The sequence below is a fragment of the Clostridium sp. JN-1 genome (assembly GCF_003718715.1).
Taxonomy (GTDB): Bacteria; Bacillota; Clostridia; order Clostridiales; family Clostridiaceae; genus Clostridium_AV.
Window position 1 is genome coordinate 1,324,604 of sequence record NZ_CP033465.1, and the last position, 23,976, is coordinate 1,348,579.

Annotated in this window: 22 protein-coding genes; 16 read left to right on the plus strand and 6 right to left on the minus strand. The window is 28.7% G+C overall.

From position 1 onward, the window contains the following. Positions 1 to 3 precede the first annotated feature (3 nt). From EBB51_RS06480 to EBB51_RS06500, 5 genes are all read left to right on the plus strand, one after another. Complete coding sequence (locus EBB51_RS06480) at positions 4 to 648, plus strand: TetR/AcrR family transcriptional regulator (protein WP_123053715.1); 645 nt, start codon at positions 4 to 6, stop codon at positions 646 to 648. 180 nt (positions 649 to 828) lie between these two features. Beyond that, the gene (locus EBB51_RS06485) at positions 829 to 1,800 is read left to right on the plus strand and encodes an efflux RND transporter periplasmic adaptor subunit (protein WP_190285343.1); all 972 of its coding nucleotides are present in this window, start codon (positions 829 to 831) and stop codon (positions 1,798 to 1,800) included. Between the two features lie 13 nt (positions 1,801 to 1,813). Further along, positions 1,814 to 2,473 (plus strand): HlyD family efflux transporter periplasmic adaptor subunit, encoded by a 660-nt coding sequence (locus EBB51_RS06490; protein ID WP_123053717.1) that lies wholly within the window; start codon positions 1,814 to 1,816, stop codon positions 2,471 to 2,473. Positions 2,474 to 2,484: 11 nt separating this feature from the next. Next, entirely contained in the window at positions 2,485 to 3,846 is a 1,362-nt protein-coding gene (locus EBB51_RS06495; protein ID WP_243103925.1) for a DHA2 family efflux MFS transporter permease subunit, read from the plus strand. A gap of 296 nt (positions 3,847 to 4,142) precedes the next feature. Next, positions 4,143 to 4,352, plus strand: a complete 210-nt coding sequence (locus EBB51_RS06500) for a hypothetical protein (protein ID WP_243103926.1) — start codon at positions 4,143 to 4,145, stop codon at positions 4,350 to 4,352. Here EBB51_RS06500 and EBB51_RS06505 read toward each other — a convergent pair. From EBB51_RS06505 to nudC, 3 genes are all read right to left on the minus strand, one after another. Next, positions 4,338 to 4,634 (minus strand): hypothetical protein, encoded by a 297-nt coding sequence (locus EBB51_RS06505; RefSeq protein ID WP_123053718.1) that lies wholly within the window; start codon positions 4,632 to 4,634, stop codon positions 4,338 to 4,340. The two genes, EBB51_RS06500 and EBB51_RS06505, sit on opposite strands and share 15 nt — an antisense overlap. A gap of 56 nt (positions 4,635 to 4,690) precedes the next feature. Beyond that, positions 4,691 to 5,314, minus strand: a complete 624-nt coding sequence (locus EBB51_RS06510) for an aminotransferase class I/II-fold pyridoxal phosphate-dependent enzyme (protein ID WP_123053719.1) — start codon at positions 5,312 to 5,314, stop codon at positions 4,691 to 4,693. A gap of 76 nt (positions 5,315 to 5,390) precedes the next feature. After that, the gene (gene nudC / locus EBB51_RS06515; RefSeq protein ID WP_123054998.1) at positions 5,391 to 6,212 is read right to left on the minus strand and encodes an NAD(+) diphosphatase; all 822 of its coding nucleotides are present in this window, start codon (positions 6,210 to 6,212) and stop codon (positions 5,391 to 5,393) included. Between the two features lie 213 nt (positions 6,213 to 6,425). Here nudC and EBB51_RS06520 point away from each other — a divergent pair, with 213 nt between their 5' ends. Beyond that, positions 6,426 to 8,108 carry a DNA mismatch repair protein MutS gene (locus EBB51_RS06520; protein WP_123053720.1) on the plus strand — a complete coding sequence of 561 codons (1,683 nt, stop codon included), beginning with the start codon at positions 6,426 to 6,428 and terminating at the stop codon, positions 8,106 to 8,108. Between the two features lie 1,361 nt (positions 8,109 to 9,469). Here EBB51_RS06520 and EBB51_RS13855 read toward each other — a convergent pair. Continuing rightward, positions 9,470 to 9,802: a hypothetical protein gene (locus tag EBB51_RS13855; protein ID WP_243103927.1), complete on the minus strand. Its 333-nt coding sequence runs from the start codon at positions 9,800 to 9,802 to the stop codon at positions 9,470 to 9,472. 228 nt (positions 9,803 to 10,030) lie between these two features. Here EBB51_RS13855 and EBB51_RS06530 point away from each other — a divergent pair, with 228 nt between their 5' ends. The 5 genes from EBB51_RS06530 to EBB51_RS06550 all read left to right on the plus strand — a co-directional run bounded on the left by EBB51_RS06530 (position 10,031) and on the right by EBB51_RS06550 (position 15,486). After that, entirely contained in the window at positions 10,031 to 10,714 is a 684-nt protein-coding gene (locus EBB51_RS06530; RefSeq protein ID WP_123053721.1) for a response regulator transcription factor, read from the plus strand. A gap of 67 nt (positions 10,715 to 10,781) precedes the next feature. Further along, the gene (locus tag EBB51_RS06535; RefSeq protein ID WP_123053722.1) at positions 10,782 to 11,789 is read left to right on the plus strand and encodes an ATP-binding protein; all 1,008 of its coding nucleotides are present in this window, start codon (positions 10,782 to 10,784) and stop codon (positions 11,787 to 11,789) included. A 74-nt stretch (positions 11,790 to 11,863) separates the two neighbouring features. Beyond that, entirely contained in the window at positions 11,864 to 12,628 is a 765-nt protein-coding gene (locus EBB51_RS06540) for an ABC transporter ATP-binding protein (RefSeq protein WP_123053723.1), read from the plus strand. Next, positions 12,615 to 14,522 carry an ABC transporter permease gene (locus EBB51_RS06545; protein WP_123053724.1) on the plus strand — a complete coding sequence of 636 codons (1,908 nt, stop codon included), beginning with the start codon at positions 12,615 to 12,617 and terminating at the stop codon, positions 14,520 to 14,522. Before EBB51_RS06540 ends, EBB51_RS06545 begins: the two co-directional genes overlap by 14 nt. Further along, positions 14,515 to 15,486, plus strand: coding sequence for an alpha/beta hydrolase (locus EBB51_RS06550; RefSeq protein WP_123053725.1), 972 nt, complete (start codon positions 14,515 to 14,517; stop codon positions 15,484 to 15,486). The genes EBB51_RS06545 and EBB51_RS06550 overlap by 8 nt, the downstream gene beginning before the upstream one ends. A 248-nt stretch (positions 15,487 to 15,734) precedes the next feature. Here EBB51_RS06550 and EBB51_RS06555 read toward each other — a convergent pair whose 3' ends face one another. Both EBB51_RS06555 and EBB51_RS06560 read right to left on the minus strand, forming a co-directional pair. Further along, a complete protein-coding gene (locus tag EBB51_RS06555; RefSeq protein WP_123053726.1) occupies positions 15,735 to 17,168 on the minus strand; it encodes a HAMP domain-containing sensor histidine kinase in 1,434 nt (477 codons plus the stop codon). Beyond that, positions 17,158 to 17,838: a response regulator transcription factor gene (locus EBB51_RS06560; protein WP_123053727.1), complete on the minus strand. Its 681-nt coding sequence runs from the start codon at positions 17,836 to 17,838 to the stop codon at positions 17,158 to 17,160. The genes EBB51_RS06555 and EBB51_RS06560 overlap by 11 nt, the downstream gene beginning before the upstream one ends. Positions 17,839 to 18,005: 167 nt before the next feature. On the opposite strand from EBB51_RS06560, the gene EBB51_RS06565 reads away from it, so the two are divergent. The 5 genes from EBB51_RS06565 to EBB51_RS06585 all read left to right on the plus strand — a co-directional run bounded on the left by EBB51_RS06565 (position 18,006) and on the right by EBB51_RS06585 (position 23,937). Then, a complete protein-coding gene (locus EBB51_RS06565) occupies positions 18,006 to 18,743 on the plus strand; it encodes an ABC transporter ATP-binding protein (RefSeq protein WP_243103928.1) in 738 nt (245 codons plus the stop codon). Further along, positions 18,721 to 19,902 (plus strand): ABC transporter permease subunit, encoded by a 1,182-nt coding sequence (locus tag EBB51_RS06570; protein WP_243103929.1) that lies wholly within the window; start codon positions 18,721 to 18,723, stop codon positions 19,900 to 19,902. The genes EBB51_RS06565 and EBB51_RS06570 overlap by 23 nt, the downstream gene beginning before the upstream one ends. A 177-nt stretch (positions 19,903 to 20,079) precedes the next feature. Then, positions 20,080 to 21,939, plus strand: a complete 1,860-nt coding sequence (locus tag EBB51_RS06575; RefSeq protein WP_243103930.1) for a serine hydrolase — start codon at positions 20,080 to 20,082, stop codon at positions 21,937 to 21,939. Between the two features lie 174 nt (positions 21,940 to 22,113). Continuing rightward, entirely contained in the window at positions 22,114 to 22,581 is a 468-nt protein-coding gene (locus tag EBB51_RS06580) for a DUF6323 family protein (protein WP_123053730.1), read from the plus strand. 6 nt (positions 22,582 to 22,587) lie between these two features. Then, positions 22,588 to 23,937 (plus strand): DUF6179 domain-containing protein, encoded by a 1,350-nt coding sequence (locus EBB51_RS06585; protein WP_123053731.1) that lies wholly within the window; start codon positions 22,588 to 22,590, stop codon positions 23,935 to 23,937. The last annotated feature ends 39 nt before the right edge of the window (positions 23,938 to 23,976 follow it).

Sequence of the window (23,976 nt, forward strand, 5' to 3'; positions counted from 1 at the left end):
GCTATGACTAAAAAAGGAAGTAATGAAACTAGAGAAAAAATTTTAGATACTGCTGAAGAAATTTTTTTTGAAAAAGGATTTGATGGAGCAAGAGTAGATGAAATAGCAAAAAAAGCAAATGTAAACAAAGCTTCTATATATTACTATTTCGAAAGTAAAGAAAAAATACTTGAATCTTTACTTGAAAAAAATAAAAATGACATGTTGCAAAGAAAAAATAAAGTAGCCAAAGAAAAAAATCTTTTAGACAAAAGTATATCACAGATAATGAATGAATTTTTTAAAAGTTGTGATTTATTTGCAAGCATGCATGATAAAAAAAGATTTTTCAGCATACTCCTTATAGAAACTTTAAAAAATTCCTCTGACAATTTATCTTTTTTTAAGCTTATAAATGAAATGTATAAAATTTCAATACCAGTAAGCAAGGTGGACTTTGCAGATATGGAACAAGATGATAAAGAAACTATTTTACTTAAAATGTTTTTCTTTATGACAATGCCTATTATTAGTTTCTTGACTATAGGAGAAAAGTGGGCGGAATTCAATGAGATTAATACTAATAATTTAAACACAAAATTTATGGACGTTTTAAAAGAGATGTACGATACTTCTATAAATGAGTACTTAGCTAAAAATGAAAACTAAATACAGTAATCAGTTAGAATAAATAAAATTAGCATATGTCTTCTGGCTGATTTATTTTTCACGTATATTTAACCAACTGGTTAGTTATAATATCTTTACAAAAAAGTATTAATTTGATTTTATTTTGTATATTATAAACCAACTAGTTAGTTATAGTATTTAATAGAGGAGATGAATATCTTGAAAAAAATTATATTATTAGTTACAGCATCTATATTACTGATTAGTGGCTGCTCAAGTAATCAAAACAATAAAAGTGTCAATTTAAACAAGAATACTGCATCTAACTCAAGTGTATATATTATGTGCGGTAAAATTGCAAGTAATGAAAAAGTTGATGTTAGTTCTAAGATTTCAGCAAAAATATCTAAACTTAATGTCGATATAGGAACTACAGTTAAAGAAGGCGATCCACTGGTTTATCTAGATACAGCTGATTTAACTGCTCAAGTAAATCAAGCTCAGGCAGGAGTTGATGCAGCCAAAGCTAATCTAGCTAAAATAGAATCTGGGTCAAGACCTGAACAAATTGCTTCTGCAAAAGCTGAAGTCGAAGGTGCCAAGGAAGCTTATGATGTTTCTCAAAAAAATTATGATAGACAAAGTAAATTATTGCAAGGTGGAGGAACTGCTCAAATAAACGTTGATGAAGCAAGTGAAGCTCTTGCTTCTGCAAAAGCAAAATATGAATCAGCAGAACAAAATTTATTAATGATTCAAAATGGTCCTACTCAAAATGAGGTATCCGCCGCTGAAGCTTCCGTAAAACAAGCTGAATCAGCTGAAGATGTTGCCAAAACCCAACTAAAAAATGGAGTTATCACTTCGCCTATATCTGGAACTGTCGTTGAAAAAAATACAAGTAACGGACAAATAGCGTCTCCAGGAAGTCCCTTAATTTCAATTATAAATAACAGTAATTTATATATTAATGCCTATATGCCTTCAGAATTTTTAGGACAAATCAAGGAAGGACAAGATGTAGATGTAAAGATATCAAATATTGATGATAAAGTATTTCACGGTCAAATATCCGTTATTGATTCTTCTGTAAGCAAGCAAAGTAACAACATACTTGTCAAGGTAACTTTAAAAGATACTGATTCAAGGTTAAAGATAGGCATGTTTTCAGAAATAGGATACAAAAATTAGAGGGGGTGCCAAAATGAATAAAAAACGTAAAATAATAATTTTAGCCATATTTACTGCCATGATTATAACTTTACTAGGTGTCGTCAGATATTATTGGTATAACAACACATACTATGCTTCTACAGATGATGCTCAAGTATCAGGAGATTTTTATAAAATAACACCTCAAGCGTCTGGCAAATTGCTTGATTTTAATATTAAAGAAGGTGATAAAGTAATTAAAGATCAAATTATCGGACGAATCGATGCAGAAGGCATTGCCGATTCAAATATAGATTCTTCTGTTTTGAGATCCCCTATAACTGGAATTGTAGTTAAAGTACCTGCCAGAGTCGGCGAATATGAGCAAAGTGCTTCATCCCCTACCCTTGCAATTATAGTTAATCCAGATAAGCTTTATATAAATGCTAATATAGAAGAAAATAAGGCTCAATCATTAAGAGTTGGTGCACAAGCCGATATAAAAATTGATGAATTCAATAAAAGAAAATTCAAAGGAAAAGTAGAATCTATTGGTCAAGCTGCTAACTCGGCATTTTCCATTCTTCCATCATCTTCATCAGGAACTTTTACAAAAGTTGTACAAAAAATACCTGTAAAGATTGATATTAAAGGAAATACAATGCCACTACTGCCTGGAACTAATGCTGTTGTAAAAATCCATTTGAAATAGGAGGAATATTTATGCCAAACAAAAGCGGAAATAAGTGGTTTATACTTGGTATAGTAGCTTGTGGTATATTTATGGCTAATTTGGACAGCAGTGTTGTAAATCTCGCTATTTCAAATATGATGCAGACTTTCAATTCAACAGTTGATGATATACAGTGGGTTCTAAGTGCATATACACTTGTTATGGGGGTGGTTGTACCTGTTTCTGGATATCTTTCAAACAGATTTGGTATAAAAAAGGTATTTATAAGTTCACTTTCCCTATTTACTTTAGGGTCACTTCTATGTGGAATTGCATGGAATACCACGACTATAATTATTTTCAGGATTATCCAGGGATTAGGTGGAGGACTTATACTACCCGTTGGTATGATTATAATGCTCATTAATTTTGATATAAAAGAGAGAGCTACTGCTGCAGGAATTGTTGGGTTAGCCAGCATGGCAGCTCCAGCTTTAGGACCGACTATAGGTGGATATATCATACAAAATCTTGACTGGAGACTTGTATTTTTCATAAATATACCCATAGGAATTATCTGCGTTACTTTAGCTATAATTGTATTTAAAGAATCAGAGAAAAAAGACAATTTGTATTTTGACACCTTAGGCTTTATAACATGCAGCATAGGACTTTCATGTATACTCTATATACTTGGACTTGACAATGTGGATTTTACAAATGATTTAAAAGATTTATTGATTTTAATAATAGGTTGCTATAATATCCTTATTTTTGTAGCTAATGAACTCACTATAGAAAAGCCCATGCTGGATTTAAGATTATTAAAAAATCATGTTTTTGCTTTAGGAAATGTAATAATGAATGTATCACTTCTGGCACTTTACGGTGGAATATTCCTTATGCCAATTTTTCTTCAAAAGCTTAAAGGTCTTACGGCTATGCAGTCTGGATTGATATTATTTCCAGAAGGAATTGCAACTGCTATCTCACTAGTAATATCAAGTAAGCTTAGTAATAAAATACCCGGGAGATATTTTGCTGCCATTTCACTTATCTTAATTGGATTCAATAGTTATAGCATGTATAAGTTGACCTTGGACACGGCAAATAGTACTATTACTATTTTACTTATGATTAGAGGTGTTGGCGTTGGAATGCTCCTTGCCCCTGTACAGCTTATTACACTTAATTCGGTACCAAAAGAGATGAATTCAAATGCTTCTGCCATATTAAATACAATCAAACAAATAGGTGTATCCCTTGGAATTACCATAGTAACCAAGATTATGCAAAATAGAAATGCAGTTGACTATGCAAATATGGCGCAGCAAATAAATAGTTTTAATCCAAACAGTATAACACTTGTGAAAACTTTGAACGGATTGCTTGTACAAAACGGAATTCCTTAGTCACAATCTCAAAGTACTGCTCTTGCAAAAATATATCAAATTGTAGTTAAACAGTCTTCAGTTCAAGGATTAACTGATACCATGTTTGTTATTTTTATAATCTGTTTTGTTATGATAGTACCGTCACTTTTCCTCAAAGGAAAAAAATTCAAAGCTAATGAAAATCCTGATGTCTAACTAATAATAGCACCAGGATTTTTTAAAATTTAATTAGGCTATTGGCATACAATCATATACCAAGTATAATATAATCAATAAATTAGGGAATTATAAAATTATAAAAGGAGATATGAAAAATGCATACTTTGAACTATTTTTATAACAGAGAAGATTGTAAAAGATTATTGGATAGCTTTAACTTTAAATATTTCATACCTTATTTTCACGATTGGATTGGCTATAATAGATATACTGTTGAACTCAATAAAGAATGTACAAAAATAGTATATTGTTCTTTGGATTCTGTTAAAGATTGGTTAGTTAAAGATTCTTTATATTCTTTGTAGTCTATTCATTCCTTCTTCAACAGTTTTTCTAGGACATGCTATATTTAATCTAATATATCCTTCACCTTCTTTGCCAAACCATTTGCCTAAATCTCCTGTTACCTTAGCTTTTTCTACAATTGCCTTATATATCTCATCTGAACTTAAACCTGTTCCTCTAAAATCAAGCCATATAAGATATGTTCCTTCTGGTTCAACAAGAGTTACTCCTTTCAAATTTTCTTTAATATAATTTCTTACATATGATACATTTTCATTTATATATTCAAGTAATTCTTTCAAATAAGTTCACTATACTTATAAGCTGTTACGAGGCCAACCTCGGCAAATATATTAAGTTATGCTGCTTCATTCTTATTAATTTGATCTTGAAAAATTCTTCTAAGTTTCTCATTTGGTATTATTATGACCGATGCCTTTAATCCAGCCAAATTAAATGTTTTACTAGGCGAATATGCAACTATCAAGTAATCCAAAACCTTATTAGAAATCTCACCAATCGTTGTATGCTTATTTTTTCCAAGAATCAAATCAGAATGAATTTCATCTGAAAAGATTATTACCTTATGTCTTACACATATATCAATCAGCTTTTTGAGTTCTTCCCTTCTCCAAACACGACCTACTGGATTATGAGGGCTGCTGAGAATTAACAATTTGTTATTAGGATCTGATACCTTTTTTCCCAAATCGTCAAAATCCATCTCATAACTACTTCCATTGAAAATCAAAGGATTTTCCACTGCTTTTCTATTGTTATAATAAATACATCTTTGTTTAAAAGGGTAATAAACAGGAGATTGTATAATTACACCATCACCTTCTTTTGTAAATGCTTGTACCGCAGTTGTAATTGCAGGTACAACTCCTGCAGTTGCTTTTATCCACTCACTTTTAATTTTCCAACCATGTCTTTTTTTTATCCAGCTTGACACTGCTTCATCAAAATTGTAAGTAGCCACCTCTTATTCTCCTCCTTATAAATATAGACTTGGACTTGCTTTCGTAAATTCTGCATATTGCGAGGTGAGAATCTTATTAGTTATTTCTTTTAACAAATTCATCAATTAATTTTCTTGCAATAGTAAATTTTTTAGGTAAGGCAGGAAAATCATCTTTTGTAAACCAATTGGCACTGTCTATTTCATTTCCGTCAACTTTTATTTCACCAGATTCATATTCTGCAAAAAATCCTATCATCAAAGAATTTGGAAATGGCCATGGAGAGCTTCTGTAATATTCAATGTCTTTAACTTTTATACTAACTTCTTCAAAAACCTCTCTTTTCACAGTGCTATTTAAGTCTTCACCAGCTTCTACAAACCCAGCAATTAAACTGTACATATTATTTTTAAACCTCTTGTTATGGGCAAGAAGTATCTTATTTCCTTTAGTAATTGCAACTATTATGGCTGGACAAATTACAGGATACATTATGTTATTACAATTTGGACAAATCTTAGCCATTTCATCTTTTTTATTTTCTGTTTTTGAACCACATTTACCACAAAATCTATGACTTTTATCCCAATTTAATATCTGACTGGCTCTTCCCGAGATTAAAAATAATTGCTCATCAAGTAATTCTCCAGTACTGCGTAAACTTATTAAGTTAAAATCTTTTGATAATTTAAATTCACAAGCTGCTTCAGCAGCAAAGCAGGATTTTTCATAAGTATCACCTAAAAAGAATTTAGTATTGTATTCAATATTTAAGCTTTTTATATCATTAAAAGTTGGAAGTATCAAAGTACCTTTTTCATTTTTTACTAATAAGTTTCTATTAAGAAACATACAGCATAAATCATTTGGTTTACTTTTTTTGAATGTATTTGGTAATATTCTAAAATTATTGTTCATATTAAGAAATCCTTTCATACTATTCATGTTATTTATCACATAGTAATTAAATTTTATTATAACATTTAAATTTGATCAATATGATAATTCTTGTTTTTAAATTAATTATTGACTTTGAAAAATCTCTGTTAAAAAGTTTTGTAAGTATCCAAAATACATATTTTATAGTATAATTAGCTTTTAAATTATGTGAAAATAAAGGAGGGTTATGGTATGTTGGTTGTACTAGGATATATACTAGCAATTATACTTGTAAGTAGTTTAATTTCTATGTTTTCAAGTTTTAGATCTGATAGTGAACTTAAAGAGAGAATAAGAAAAAATCTAAATGCAGAATCTAATGAAAAATATAGTGAAGATGATTTAAAAAGTGCAGCAGAATATTTTAATAATAAGAGGAAGTTAGAAAAGCAGAGGTTTTTTATTGATGAAATAACGTGGAATGATTTGAATATGGATAATATATTTAAAAAACTAAATAATACTGAAAGTAGTCCTGGGGAACAGTATCTGTATAACATGTTAAGAGAACCAGTATATGATATTAAAGAACTCAGACGCAGAGATAAACTTATAAAGTTTTTCCAAAGTAATCAAGAAAAGAAAAAAAGGATACAGTATTTACTTGCTAAGCTGGGAAAGAATAGGGCTTGTTTTATAACAGATTATTTTTATGATGAGGATAAAAATAGAAAGTCAAATTTAAATTATTATAGAATTTTATCAATAATTCCATTTTTGGGTTTAGGCGCAGTTTTATTAAGTCCTTATATTGGTCTAACAATATTTGTCGTATCCATTTGTTACAATATATATGTATGTTATTGTAGAAAAAATGAAATAAAACATAAGTTTGCTGCTTTTATGTACATACTTAAGACATCAAAATATGCAAATGCTATTTTAAAAGAGAATATTGATGAACTTAAGGAATATAATGAAGCCTTGAGTAAAGCTATTAAAGAGCTGAAAAGTATAAATAGATTGTCATTTATGGATAGAAATAATGGAACTGATGTTGGAATAATTTCAGATTATGCGAGCATGGTTTTTTTGACAGATTTAATAAATTATGAAAAGATGTCAAATGCCCTTATAAAAAAGAGCAGAGAGTTTAAAACAATATTTGAGATACTCGGCATTATAGATAGCTGTATGTCTATTGCAGCTTATAGAAATAGGATAAAAGATTATGTTATACCTGAGCTTACTAGATGTAGTAAAAAGAAGGAAAGTGTAAATGTATTTAAAGATATAAGACATCCACTTATAAATGAACCTATTCCAAACTCAATAGAAGCTTCAGATTCTATTTTAATCACAGGTTCGAATGCATCGGGTAAATCAACCTTCTTAAAAACGGTAGCCATAAATATAATTTTAGCTCAGACAATATATACATGCCTTGCTTCTAAATTTAAATGCTGCTTTTTAAAAATATATACATCTATGGCATTAAAGGATGATATATTCAGTAATGAAAGTTATTACATTGTTGAAACCAAATCACTTAAGAGAATAATTGATAACTTAAATAGCGATATACCTACTATATGTTTTGTAGATGAAATTTTAAGGGGAACCAATACTGTAGAGAGAATTGCAGCTTCTTCACAGGTACTAAAATATTTAACTTTAAACAATTGTGTTTGCATTGCAGCAACTCATGATGTAGAACTTACTCATATACTTGAAAAGTATTTTACAAATTATCATTTCCAAGAAAATATAGAGGATAACAAAATAAGATTTGACTATAAAATCCACAGCGGCAGATCTACTACCCAAAATGCAATAAAGCTTTTAGGAATATTAGGATATAATGATACTATTGTAAACAGGGCACAAAACAAGGCAAATAAATTTTTGACTCAAGGCATATGGGAACCAGAATAAATTTACTTTTAGCTCTAGTATCTGCAAAATCGTAATATGCAGATATTGCGTATCAAGCATTGTTGATAGATATATGCTTTGTAATTACAAACTTAATTCATACTCCGGGGTATATATGCAGACTTCAGCACGGTAAAAACTTTTAACAAGTCTAAAGCTCGTATTTTGAAAATCTAAAAAACATTAAATAAACTCGCAAAGCTCAAACAAATTTAATGTTTTAAGATTTTTCAAAATACTTCACTAAGACTTGTACTAAAAGTTTTTAATGTGCCTACAGTCTGCATATATATCCCTGCGCATGAATTAAGTTTTTCCTTATAAGATATATATTAGCTAACAACAATATTTTATATATCAATGTATACAAATACGGATTTAGGTATTGTTTAAACTTGATTATTTAGATGGCTGATAAAACATGATAAAAATTTAGCTTAAAGGTTAAGAAAACTTTTTGATAAATTATTACAGATAATTATTGATACTGCTTGACAAAATTTAAAATTCCGATGCTACGCATTTTATTATTGATTTTCTTAAAGCTTCTGTAGCAAATAAAACTAAGTATAAACTTAATGGCCTATCGACCTATGGGCTTTTCAGCCTTAGTAAATGTAAGATAAGTATTTATAATTACTTCAACATAATTTACAATATTAATATATACTGGACAGTCAAAACTTCTTTATAATTAACAAGCCTGTAGATCCTCATAAAATAAAGGTTCTGCTTGCTTGTTCTTAATTATTTTAGTTATGCTTAAACCTGCATTTTTAGCCATAATGCGAATAATGTTTTTTCGTAAGTAGCATGTTACAGTTGCTTCTGAAACTATAGTTTTTGATGGTGTTCTTAAATATCTAAAAATTTTGTTGTTTAATTCAGTTGATGAAAAACTTAATGACATTATTTGTAATAGACCCATTGCAATATAGCTACACATAACATACATTTCAATAGCATTTAGTGTAGATATGATTCTTTCCTTTACCTTTTCATCCTTAACTTTATCAATAGCATCAATTTCATCTTTTTCTTGAATCTATTTAATTTTGGCATTGATTTGCTCCAAAATTGATAACTAAAAGCACCGATTACTTGTTTTAGTTCACGAAATGTACACTCAATTTTAAAACGATAGATATACAGTCTTATTATTGTTTCCGGATTTAGATTAAGATCTGTGCTAACCAGTATGGAATTTATACCATTGCACTTAACAAGTACAAAACGCAACTCTTTGTATAATATTTGTCCCCAAAGAAGATTTATACAATAGTAGCTAATTTCTTGCTCATTGCCATAAATCTTAACTGTTGTTGTTTTAAAAGATTCCTTTTTCTCTTGAAATTAAGTATTTAATTTAATGGATGTTCCTTTTTAGGGTGTGGTCCTCGACCACTATATTCACCTGGTTGTTCATAAGCAACACACGATTTCTTAGCTTTTGTTACAATTTCTAGTGAACTACCATTTTCTTTGTTCAGCTTATTTAAGGCTATAAGTGCAGGAACAGAAAGAAAATACCTATCTAAAAGTAGAATTGGTCTTTCACCTAAAGTTTTTGCGATTGAAAAACCATTTTGAAGCATTTGAACAATATGAATCTCATATTGTTCGTCCGGCTGTATCCAGCTTCGGATAGTCCTTACACCATCTTGAAGATTGATTAACAGTAGAATACAAAACATATTTGAACTATTTCCTGCAAGTATCAATTTTATTTAATAAATTCCACATAAATTTATAGTTAATATACCACTATTATGATAAACTAAATTTAGTTAATTCTCTTGGTAGATTTAATCTCCTTTTTTTAGTACGCAATTAAAAGGATACTATAAATATAAACATGAAAAAATCAAGTTTAAAGATAAAGAGCCCTTTGTGGTTTATGTTTAGATTTAGGGGAAACAGAAATGAATAATACATATAAATTATTTATAATTGAAGATGACAAAGATATGTGTGAAGCGTTAAGTAATCTTCTAAGCAAATGGGAATTTGAAGTAACTGTATGTAAAGACTTTGAAAAAGTAATAGAGAACTTTTTAGAATACAAACCTGATGTTGTTCTCATGGACATCAATCTTCCAGTATGTGATGGTTTCTATTGGTGTAAAAAGATAAGACAAATATCTAAAACGCCAATTATATTTGTGTCTTCAAGGGACAGCAATATGGATATAGTAATGGCAATTAATAATGGTGGAGATGATTTTATACAAAAACCCTTTAACTCAGAGGTGTTAATTGCCAAATTACAAGCTGTTATAAGAAGGACCTATGAGTATAAAAATGAAGAAACAAAAGTGCTGAAATGTAACGACTTATTATTAAATTTAGATAACGCAACTCTCATATACAATGGAAATTCCTTAGAGCTTACTAAAAATGAAATGCTGCTTTTAAAAACTCTTATGGAGAATAAGGGGAAAGGGGTTTCTAGGAGTAAGCTTATGAAAAAGCTTTGGGATGACGATATATATGTTAATGAAAATACTCTCACTGTTAACATTAATAGACTAAGAAATAGGTTGGATCAGATTGGAATAAAAGATTTAATAGTGACGCAAAAAGGTATTGGGTATATAATATTATGATGTTAAGCCAACTGTTTAGAAAGAAATTCTTGATAGTTGGCTTTTTCTTAAGGAGGGAAAGACTTAGATGAAGATAGTGGATTATATTAGAAGCAATAAAATATGGTTAGCAAGCTATATGATAATTTTTATACTAATCAATTGTATATTATACAGCAGCACCACTATAAATAAGAGCTTTCAGGATATTATATATATGGACATACTTATTATATTAACAGTAATTATAACTTTTATTTATGGTTTAATAAAAGAAAGTCACAAATACAATAATATTTTGCAAGGCAATGAGAAGTTGGATAAAAAAGAAAAAGATTTTCATTTAAAGGTACTTTCAAATATGCTGGAAAAACAAAAGCTAGAACATTTAAAGGTGGAAGAAAGCTTAAAAAGCAATATAAATGATTTTGAAGATTACATTACAAAATGGGTTCATGATATTAAAATAAATATTGCTGTTGTTTATCTATTATTAGAAAACTTGGATGAACATGAATCAAAAAAGATAATATCTGAAATGAAACAAATGGAGTTTAGTGTAAATCAAGTGTTGTATGTCACAAGGGCAAATAATTATAATTTGGATATAAAAAGTGAACAAACAGTTGTAAAGGATGAAATTAGAAAGGCAATAAGGGAAAACGCAGAGTTTTTTATGAATAAAAATATTGAAATAACGGTGGCGGTTAAAGAATTTAACATAATAAGTGATAGAAAATGGATTCAATATATCATTTCTCAAATTATTAATAACAGCAGCAAGTACACTAATGAAAATGGACAATTACATATCTTTAGTAAAGAGGACAGCAAAGCTTATTATCTACACATTAAAGATAATGGCATTGGGATTCCCAAAGAAGATATAAATAGAATTTTTAATAAAGGTTTTACTGGAAAGAATGGAAGGATTAAAACTAAATCTACTGGCATTGGGTTATATTATGCAAAAAAGATGTGTAATAATTTAAATATAGATTTAAAGGTAGAAAGTGAAGAGGGGCAGTACACTGAGTTTATTTTAAGTTTTTATAAGCTGGCAGATTACTTCAATGTTACATCGATGTCACAATAGAAACTAATTTGTAACCTAAATAGATGGAAGAAGGTTTCAGTACGAATTATACTATAGATATGAGGTGATAACAGATGAAAAAAATTATAGAGGTATCAAGGTTAACTAAGGATTATGGAAGATTAACCAATAAACATAAGGTGTTAAAAGAAATAGATATAGAAATTAATGAGGGAGAATTTATTAGTATAATGGGACCTTCAGGATCAGGAAAGACTACTTTTTTAAATATTATGTCCACAATAGATAAGGGAACTTCAGGAAAAGTTATAATTGATGGCAGGGATGTAAACAATCTAAAAGGAGAGGAACTAGCTGAATTTAGAAGAGATATAATTGGTTTTGTTTTTCAAGATTTTAATTTGTTAGATAGTATGACAATAAGAGATAACATAGCACTACCACTTACACTAAATAACGAAAAGTTAGAGATAATATTAGAAAGAACTGATAAACTTACAAAGCTTTTAGGTATAGAAAAACATTTAGATAAATACCCTTATGAACTTTCAGGAGGGCAAAAGCAGAGGGCGGCAATCTGCAGAGCATTAATTACATCTCCAAAGGTGGTTTTTGCAGATGAGCCAACAGGTGCTTTGGATTCTAAGGCCTCTGTAGAAGTTCTTGAGTGTTTTGAAAATATAAATAAAACTTATAATACTACAATTGTAATGGTAACTCATGATGCCAGGGCTGCGAGTTATGCAGATAGAGTAGTATTTTTGAAAGATGGGAGTATAAGCGGTGAGCTACAAAGCAGTGGAATAAGAAGTGACATGTTTAAAAGGATTCTTAATATGACAGCAATAATGGGAGGGGAAAAAGATGAACTGTTTTAAACTTTCCTATAAGCTTTTTAAAGATAATATAAGAATATATAAACTTTATTTACTCATTACTACTGTATCTGTTGCAGCTTTTTATAACTTTTTAGCAATAAAAAATAATGATGCGTTTATATCAATAAGTGAAAGGTTTCAGGCAGCAAGCACAGTTAGTATTTCTTGTGGATTTATTTTAGCATGTACAGTAATATATTTTATTTTTAATGCGGACAAGTTTTTTATATTAAATAGACAGAAAGAGACAGCCTTATATATGTTAATGGGGGTTACACAATCAAAAATCAGTCAAGTGTTTGTCATAGAAAGCTTGTTTATTGGATTCTTATCAATATCAAGTGGTCTTGTATTTGGAATAATATTATCTAAATTATTTTTTATGCTTTTAGCTAAATCAATTCATTTAAAGATTGAGGCACCTTTCACAATATCATTAAATTCTATTTATATAGTAATCTTAGTATTCCCTTGCATTTTTGCAATAGTAGCTTACAAAAAATATAGAATAGTAAAAAGAAGTAAGTTAATAGATATGATCAATGCTACAAGGAAAAAAGAGGAACTTCCCAATTTAAGACATTTTAAAGGAATTTTAGGAGTAATATTAATCTTGGCAGGATATTTAGCTGCTGTAATGGTTAAAAGATGGGAAATAGATTTAATGCTTTCCTCTATAGCAGCTTTGCTATGCGTTTCAATTGGAACTTACTTTTTCTTTGGAAGTTTCATGTCAATAGTTTTTGATAAAATAATGAAAAATAAAAAATTAGTATATAAAAAGGTTAGATTATTAAGCATTTCTAATGTGTATTTTAGGCTTAAAGATAATTATAGAAACCTGGCAATGACAACAATGTTATGTGCAGCAGCAATAACAGCCTTTGGATTAAGTTTATCTTTCAAAGAAATTGCAGAAAGAGAGAATATAAAGGAAGCACCCTATAGTTTTTGTTATGAAACTTATGATGAAAATTCAAAGAAGAAAATAGCAGAAATAATTAAAAAAGCTAAAATTAATGAAAATAGATTTATATTAGGGAAAGTTAACTATAAAAGCTATCCTAAAAAAGTAGATTACAATTATGAGGCAATAATAATAAGCTATTCAACTTTAAAAAAGAACTTAGAATTCTTAAATTATAAGGTGCAAGATACTATTGAACCTAGAGGAAAAGAAGCTGTTTTCATATCAAGTGCAACAACTTTAGCATCTCCCTTTAACCTTGTGAAAAAAGAAATAGAGATAAATGGTAAGGATTATATTATAAAAGTGCAAAAAGATATTCCTTTTACTGGAATTATGGATAAGTTAGGATTAAAAAATATATATGTATTAGAAGATGGCGAATATGAAAAGGTAAAGGCAGGTTTTAAGGAAAGAGCTTTAAACTGTGTTCAAATAAGGAAAGATCAAGATTTAAACCGGTTAATATATAATATAAGACAAGCAGTATTTTCAGGAACGGTATATCCCAATATCAATGAGCATACCTGGGACTATTATGCGATTGAAATATTCCATTTTCTTGGTATGGTAATGTCCATAATATTTATACTTTCAACATTCAGTACAATATATTTTAAAATATTAGAGGATGCATTTATGGATAGGGAGCAGTATATAACTTTGAAAAAAATAGGAATGACTAAAAAGGAAGTAAAAAAGTCTGTTTATACACAGGTAGCAATATCCTTTATTTTGCCAGGAAGTATAGCAATATTACATAGTATAGTTGCAATGAAGATGTTAGAACAAATAATGAGCTTTTATTTTAATCTTCAATTAAGTATTTCTTTAGGAATATATTCAATTACAATGATTTTATTCTACATTTTCATAAGTAACAGTTATGCAAATATGGTATATGAGGAAGGTGAAAATAATGCTTAGCAAAATAACAAAGATATTAAGAAGAGTTCTTGCTGTCATATTAACATTGTTAATAGTTATGTGTATAGTAGGTCAAGTACGAAAATATATTGAAAGGAATGATGTTAAACCTTTAGGTACATTGGTGGAGGTTGATGGTAAAAAGATACATGTATATTCAGAGGGGGAAGGAAAGAAAACCATTGTTTTAATGCCTGGTTTAGGAAGTACTGCACCTTCAGTTGATTTTAAACCTTTAATTAATGAATTAAAAAATGACTTTAAAGTAGTTGTTGTAGAACCTTTTGGCTACGGTTTTAGTGATGAAACTTCCAAAGAAAGAAGTGTAGAAAATATTGTAGGTGAAACTAGAATGGCTTTGAAGAAAGCAAAGATTGAGGGACCATACATACTTATGCCCCATTCTATATCAGGAGTATATGCTGAGTATTATGCAGCTGTTTATCCTAAAGAAGTGGAAGCAATTGTTATGTTAGATACAACACTAGTTAAGGCAAGTTTGGAGGAATCAGACAAGGTTGATTTATCCATTGGTAAAAAGCAATTTATGTTAGCAGCTGTGGAAAACTTTTTAGGCGTTGATAGGATGTACTATAATAGCATTTATAAAGATGAAAAATGCTTTTCGCAAAGTGATAAAAAGGACTTAGTTAAAATGGGAGTTCAAAATCCCTTTAACAAAACCATGGAAAATGAAGTTACCATGATATTAAAGAATTGTGAAACTGTAAATAAAACTAAAATGCCAAAGGACCTCCCTATACTTAAATTTATTTCAATTAAATCTATGAAAGATATAAATAATGTGAAGTATACAAATATAATAAATAAAAATTTGGAGGAATTTAAGGAATATACTAAGTTTTGTTACTTTCCTTTAGAAGGAGGACATTATATTTACTATACAAAATCAAAGGATATTGGAAAAGAAACTAGAGAGTTTTTAAGTAAATATTCTAATTGAATGATGTTAATTTAAGGTGGAGTAGTGGATTTTACTCGCTGCGATTCGCCTCCACCAAATTCATGAAAAAGGAATGAATCAGTTATATAATTATTTAGACATTTTTAAATAAAACAATTATTAGAACTTTTGGTGAAGCGGCAGGTTCTTTGAGGCATATATCAGCCGATGCAGTTTGAATTTATTTTCCTGCAATGCAATGCTTGATACGCAATATATGTAAATTACAAGTTCTAGTTATAGTATATTTAATTTGGTAGTGATATTGTAAATGTAATTATACCTTTCTCATAATTTGCCCATATCTTGCCGCCATGGCATTCAATTATATTTTTAGTTATGGAAAGTCCTAATCCTGAGCCTTCATCAGGATTTGTACGGGACTTATCAGCTCTGTAAAACTTTTCAAATAGCATATTTGCATTTTCTACATTTAAGTTTTTACACTTATTACTTATACTAATTACAGCATTTTTATTATTTTGAATTAAAGATAAATTGACACTTGAATGTTTAATGCTGTATTTTAAGGCATTGTACAGCAGGTTATTTAAAGCTCTTACAAATAAATTGATATCAATTGAAACCATTATATTTTCATCACATATATTATCTACAATATTTAAGTTTTCATTTTCAAATGTAATTGAAAATTCATCAATTAGTTGGTAAATGAGCTCATTTAAGCATACTGTAGATAAGTGTAATTTTAAACCACTGCTATTTAACTTTGTAAACATAAACAAGTCATCTGTGAGTTTTTTCATGGTTTCGGCTTTCTTTAAAGATATACCTATAAATCTTTTCAGTTCTTCCTTTGATTTATACTCATTATTTTCTACAATTTGTAAAAATCCAATTATGCTTGTAAGAGGACTTCTTATATCATGAGCTACATTTGTTATAAGTGCATTTTTGGAAGCTTCAATTTTTCTCTCACTTTCAATTTTTTCTTTTATCTTATCTGCCATTAAATTTATATTTTTAGATATTTCAGATAGCTCATCGTGTCCTTTTTGACGTATTTTATAATTTAAATCTTTATTTGCAATAGTTTTTATACCATAACATATTTCAGTTATGTATTTCATCCTATGGTGAGTTATAAAGAAAAACAGCAGCATGCATATGGAAAGCATTATCATAAAGTTTTTAAACTCTATTAGAAGTCCAGCTGAATCATGAGGTATATTTATAGGAGATGCAGTAACCCAAAGTATGGAAACATCGTTACCTATTTTTATAGGTATTTTATATATATAGTTATGATACCTGGTTAAATTTCTTGAGTGGGTAAAATATTTTAAAAAATCTGAGTATGCATTTTCCAAATTTAGATTCTTTGGAAGTTTGGATGAATTATATAAAATCTTATTTTGAGGATTAGCTACAATAAAGCCAAGCTTATACTCTGAATACTTACTTTCGTATTTGGATAGTACAGATTTATATTTGGAGTCATTATTAAAATTTACGTTACTTGCATCTAAACTTATATCAAGAGAAATGTTTGATAATTTGTTAAAGCTATAGTTATAACTTTGAAACCTATAAGGATATTTTTGAGATGCAAAACTTATGTAAGTTGAACATAATGTGGTATATATAAGAAAGCTTGTAATTAGCGAAAATATAAATGAAAACAAGAATTTAGTTTGAATACCAACTATTTTAACTTTCAATTTTATAACCAACTCCCCATACAGTTTTTATGTAGTCTTTTTTTAGTTTTTGCCGCAGCCTTCTTATGTGTACTGTAACTGTCCTGTCAAATTCAATATAAGGTTCATTCCATATATTTTCATATATTTGTTTTATGCTTAACACATTATCTTTATTTTTTGCAAGCAGGGTTAAAATTTCAAACTCATGTGGAGTTAAATTTATTTCATTATCATCTACTTTTACAATATGCTTATCTGTATCTATAAGCATGTCCTGTATTTTAATTAAATTTAAATTACCATGAAAGTTTGAATTAAATTCCTTGTATCTTCTTAGATGAGACTTTATCTTTGCAATTAAAAGCATTGAATTAAATGGTTTTGAAATGTAATCATCGGCTCCAATAGTAAGTCCCATTATTTTATCTGCATCATCTTCTTTAGCAGACAGTATTATAATAGGTAAGTTTAAACTTTCCCTTATTTTCATACATGCCATCATGCCGTCCATTCTTGGCATCATTATATCTAAAAGTATCAAATCTACCTTTTCATTTTTTAAAATTTCTAGTGCTTCTACTCCATCTTTTGCACATAGTGAATCTATATTTTGATTTTTTAACATTATAGTTAAGAGTTCACGTATATTTTCATCGTCATCTACAATTAAAACTACATTTTTGTCCATATCAAAGTTCACCTTCTATATTATATCTATACTTATTATATACATTTTTCTATTATTTTGGGTGATTGTAATAAAATCTTAATAAGTAGTATCAATTTTGTAATATAAAATGAACCAGTTTTGTAATACTCGTACACTATAATGAAGTCATCATATAAAGAATGGGTGTGAGCTTTTTGGAAGTATTGAGATTAGAAAATGTATCAAAGACTATAAGAAAGAGAGAAATTGTGAAAAACTTAAATTTAAGCGTAAATGAGGGCGAGATTTTTGGATTTTTAGGACCCAATGGTGCAGGAAAGACTACAACTATAAAGATGATTGTTGGATTTTTAAAGCCTACCAGCGGCAAAATTTATATAAATGGAGATGAGATTAAAAATAATAGAATAAGCTATATAAGCAATATGGCAGCTATGGTTGAAGCACCGGATATGTATCCATATTTAACGGGGGCTCAAAATTTAAGACAGCTGGCAAGGCTAGATAGAAATATCAGTGAATCTGATATAGATGAAGCTGTAAAGCTAGCTGGATTAAGTGACAGAATTGATGATAAGTTTAAAAAGTATTCTCTTGGAATGAAGCAGAGGCTTGGAATTGCACAGGTTCTCATGGGAAACAAGAAGGTATGGATACTGGATGAACCAACTAATGGACTTGATCCAAGTGGAATGATTCATTTTAGAAATTTATTTAAAAAGTATTCCAGGGAGAAGAAAGTTACCATGTTTATATCATCACACATACTTGGCGAAATGGAATCCATGTGTGATAGAGTTGCATTCTTAAATGAAGGCGAAATTAAGGGAATAGAAGATGTAAACAATATGAAGGGAAATCTTGAAAAAAGATATCTTGAAGTTGTTGTAGGGGGAGAAGATGATGATTTTTTCAATAATTAAAAATGAAATAATTAAGATATTTTATAGAAGAAAATTTTTAATATGTTCCATTATATTGCTGCTTGTAGCTGTATTTTCAATACTGGCTGTAAATAGTGAGAATGGAGAGAAAGGATTTCAAAAAGACAAGAGGGTAGAACAATACTATAAAGATCAAAAAAAGTCAGTAAAAGATAAAGCAAAGCTTGCAGAAATTCAAGAACATATTGATGGTATTGATAGAATGATAAAAAACTATGAATTTGAAAAAACACATCCTTTGGCTTGGAAAGATAATTTAAAAAAAGATATAAAACTTATGGAAAGTGTTGATGACAGTAAAATGGATGATGCTAAAAAGGAACAAAGAAAAGTTGAAATTGCTTATGATAAATATTTATTAGAAAATAACATAAAGCCAATTAGTGAGCTTAAAGCTACAGGATACGTATTATTTAATAATTATATTCTTATTTTGGAGTTTGGTATGATTGTGATATTTTTGGTAACAGTATTTATGGCAGTAGATAGTGTTTCCAGTGAATATGCACCACCTACTTTAAAGCTCCTGCTTTTAAGACCTGTTACAAAAACAAAACTTTTATTTGGCAAGTTTTTAGCGTATGCCATTTCAAGTTCTGCACTTGTAGTTATTTTTAATTTAATATTTTTCTTGTTTGGAGAAATTGTATATGGTTTTGATAGCTTTAAGTATCCAGTCCCTATAGGTCCCGCATTTAAGCACAGCAGCATACAAAATGTGGATTTGCATAAATTTATATCTGTTATTCCAGGAACTTCAAGTATTATGCCTCTTTACAAATTTTTAATTGAATTTATGATTTTACAGATAATCTTTATAATTGCAGCTACAAGTTTTTGTATTTTAATATCCACTCTAATTAAGAATAATGCAGCAGCAACATCCACAGCTATACTATTTGGAGTAGCTTATATGATACTTTCGAAAGTTCCTGCATTATCTGATATATCGGATATTATGTCTGCATTTTTTATAGATCTTGGCAATCCGAGAAATATAATAACAAGACAAATTGTACAAGATACTGGTGCATATTACATAAATTCTTTATCTGCGGGTTTAATAATGTTTATATGGACTATATTATTTTTAGGGATAAGTATAATTGCAGCAGAAAAAAGAGAAGAGTATATTTAACATAAAGAGTGATAAGTAAAATTTTGATATTAAGGCTTTCTTTATATTTTCTTTAATATCTTTTATTAAGATTATGGTATAATTTGATTGTGTAGGAAACTAAGTCATATTATACATTGATTTACATATCGTTTAATGATATGTCATTAAACGATACATAATAAGGGGGGGATCTTGGTGAAAATAAGTCAAACTTGTAAATTAATTAAAAAATTTGTATCAGGTATTCTTGTGTCGCTTATCATAGTTATGTATTCAGCTGTAGCACCTGTAAGTGCACAAGCGGCTGATACGACAGGAACGGCCATAACTCAATCTAATGAAAGTTCAATTGTAGTAAAGATAAATGATAAAGCAATTGCATTAGACGATTTAAAACCATATATAGACTCAAACTCAAAAGTTATGATACCGCTTGTTCCAGTACTTAAACAAATTAAAAGTGATGCTTCTGTACAGGTAAAAGAAGGTAGAAGTGTTATAGTAAAAGACTCTAACATAAGTGTTAGATTTAATAGTGGAGATGAAAAAGTAACTGCTAATGGTAAGCTTGTTACACTTTCCACAAAACCATTAGTAAGTGAAGGAGAAGTTTTTGTACCACTTGAGTTTTTCAGTGAAGTACTCAATGAATTAGTTGATTGGGACAGCACTACTCAGGTAGTTAAAATATCTAATACAGAAAAAAATACTGAAGATAGCTTAAATAAACCGTTATTTTATACAAAAGACAAAATTATTGCTACAAAATTGGATGATTATTTAAATGCATTACAAAAGTCAGATAATTTTCACGGCAGTGTTTTAGTTGCTAAAGATGGTAATATACTATTAAATAAAGGGTACGGTATGGCAAACTTCGAACAAAATATCAAAAATACATCTCAAACTAGATTTTTGATAGGATCAATGACAAAACAATTTACAGCAATGGCAATAATGCAGCTTGAAGAAAAGGGACTTTTAAATGAGCAAGACAAGCTTTCAAAGTATGTACCTGATTTTCCACATGGAGACGAGATAACTATTTATAATTTGCTTACACATACATCTGGCATTAAAAGTTTAGATAGAATACCTGGTTTTTTTAATATGAAGCCCGAAGACTTACAAAATATAAATGCTGCAATTAACTTTTTTAAGAATCAACCTCTTGATTTTAAACCAGGTACCGAATTTGAATATTCAAATTCAGGATATATCTTGCTTGGATATATAGTTGAAAAAGTAAGTGGAATGAATTATGAAAATTATTTAAATGAGAATATCTTTAAACCACTAAATATGAATAACACGGGAATAGGCTATATAGGAAAAGAAAAGATGTATAATTCAAGTGGATATCAAGGATATTTAGATGTTGTTCCAATTAGTGATGAGCTTGTAATTGATGGTGTACATGGAGCAGGTAATTTGTATTCAACTACAGAAGATTTATACAGATGGAATATGGCACTTGATACGGAGAAGTTAGTAAGCAAGAAAACTATGGACAAAATGTTTTCAAAATATGTTGAGATGTATAAAGGAAGCAATATCTATTATGGATATGGCTGGATGATAGCTGATACAAAAAATGGTCATGAGGTTTTCCATGGTGGAAATACGCTTGGTTTTACAAGTAACATAGCGAGGTATACAGATAAGGGGTTAAGTATAATTATACTTACAAATGCAGGATACTATAACATAAATCCACTTACGTATACACTTTCAAATATAGCATTGGGTGATAATTATAGTATGCCAAAAGCGAGGAATATAATAAAACTTGACAATAATTCACTTAATAAGTATGTGGGAAAATATGAAATTGAAGGTATAGGAAATGTTTTTATAAAGAATGAAGATGGACATCTTTATTTTTATCAAAATGGGGTAGAGCAAAAATATGAACTATTTCCAGAATCCCAATATAAATTCTTTTTGAGAACTTTAGACGGAAACATTACATTTGATACAAATTCAAATGGACAAGTTACAGGTATTGACATAACTAACTTTATAGGAAAGTATCATGGCGATAGAACCAATTAAGCTTAATAAAAAATAAAGAAGGGTATCTTCTGTGGTTGAAGATACCCTTTTAGCACTATAAAATACATTGACAAAAAAAGGTGTCAATGATACAATTATCTAATATAAATACAATAATTTAAGTATAACACATTTTAAAGTAAAAGTCAATATTTTTAGGAGGAGTTTTTAAAAATGAAAAATTCTATTGATTTATTTCAAAGCAATTTACTAGGAAAGAAAGTTTTTAATGACATAATTCAGTGCAATGAAGCTACAAAAGAATATGGATTAAAGCTCTCAGATAAAGATGTTAAAGAAATTATTGATACAAGAAATATAGCACTTCAAAAAAGCGGAAGAATAGAATTTAATGGTCAAATTATAAACAAAATTATTATGTCCTTTTGTGATTCACCATATATATCCCAATATAATTATAATGAAACAATAAATGAACTTGTAGAAATCTTTTATAACTATAAGAATGAAACTTTAGACTATATAAGTGATGATGAATTAATAGAAATTATGAAGGAAGAGTTTGATAACTATTGCCAAGGATCATTGGAGATTTTAGAAGGAAAAGCATTATATAGAATTGCAAGCAATATAAAAAGTGGGTTTAAGGATTATACAAATCTTGATAATGAAAAGGATTGATGAGTTATGGAAAACACTATTGAAAAATATGACTGTTCTGCAGAGAATAAATTTAGTGAGGAAAGCTTTTTAAAAGATATTTTAGTAACTTGCTATGAGAAAAGGTTACTAGATGATAATACTTTAGCTAGAATATATTATGAAAGAATGGAGCTTTTAAGGGTAAAATTGAAATATTATACAAAAGGTGAAAGCAGTTCAGTTATGACAGAGGTGGCTGAAAGTATTTTGCAATGTATTGACTATACCATAGGAATTTATTTAAAAAGCTTTGATAATATAGAGTTAATAATAGAAGAATTAAAGCATACCAGTTTATCTCATATGTTAAAAATGGGTCGTGATTTAATTAAGGATAAAAAATTAGAGTGTAAGAAACTATTCAAGGAGCTTAAGACAAATAAACTTAAAGTTGATAACTATTCCTATAACGATACTATAGATGATGGTTTTTCTCTATTTTTCAAAGAATATGATGATTTTTTTGCAGCTCATGAAACTCCAGGATGTTCAATAGATTATCAGCTTTATATTGATACTATGAATTTTATAGGCATTGATTATGTGTATAATTATTTATATGGCTTAAGTTTAGAAAATGAGTTTTGCAATAAATTTGATATTAGTGAGATTAATAAATTATTAAACGGTTATGATAAAAAATGTGAATTATTGCTTATAAATATATTTGAATTAGTGCTTATTAATTCGCTGGGATTAATCATATGTAATAAAGATTTAAGCAGCCTTAATATTAATAATCTAGATAGAGAGATTATAAAAAATAGATTAGAAAAATTATCATTACAAGAACTACAAAAGGAATTGTTAAGACAGGGGAAAAAATGCACTGAAATTTTAGATGTTAAAAATACAGCATTGATAACTTATATTAAAAAGTCTATATTAAAAATGACTCCATTTATAAATGAAAGGATAAAACTAAATAAGTTAGAAGAAGTATTTATATCCTTTAATGAAGAGAAGACCAATGAAATAATAGAATATACTGATGGTAAAAAAATGACCAATTTTAAATTTAAAAAGCTAACTGAAGAAATTCGAGAGTGTTCCTTAGTGAAGAATAAAATTTTATTAATTAAAAATAATATTAAGAGCTTAGAAGATTTAGTAGACATGTTAAATGCTGATTGTTTATTTGGAGATGAATATATTACGTTTTTCAAAAGCTTATCCAAAATGGAAATAGTTATTTTATCTAAATATATATCAGATTTAAGTTTTGAATATGAGTATGAAAAGGAATTATATGTTGAATTTAATAAATATATTTTGAGTTTAAAAAAGGAAGAACAAAAGGCAATAAGTGAGCTAAGGGAAAGAATAAATTTATAGCGAAGTAATTTTGCTAGTAAAATAAAGATACCTGTATTT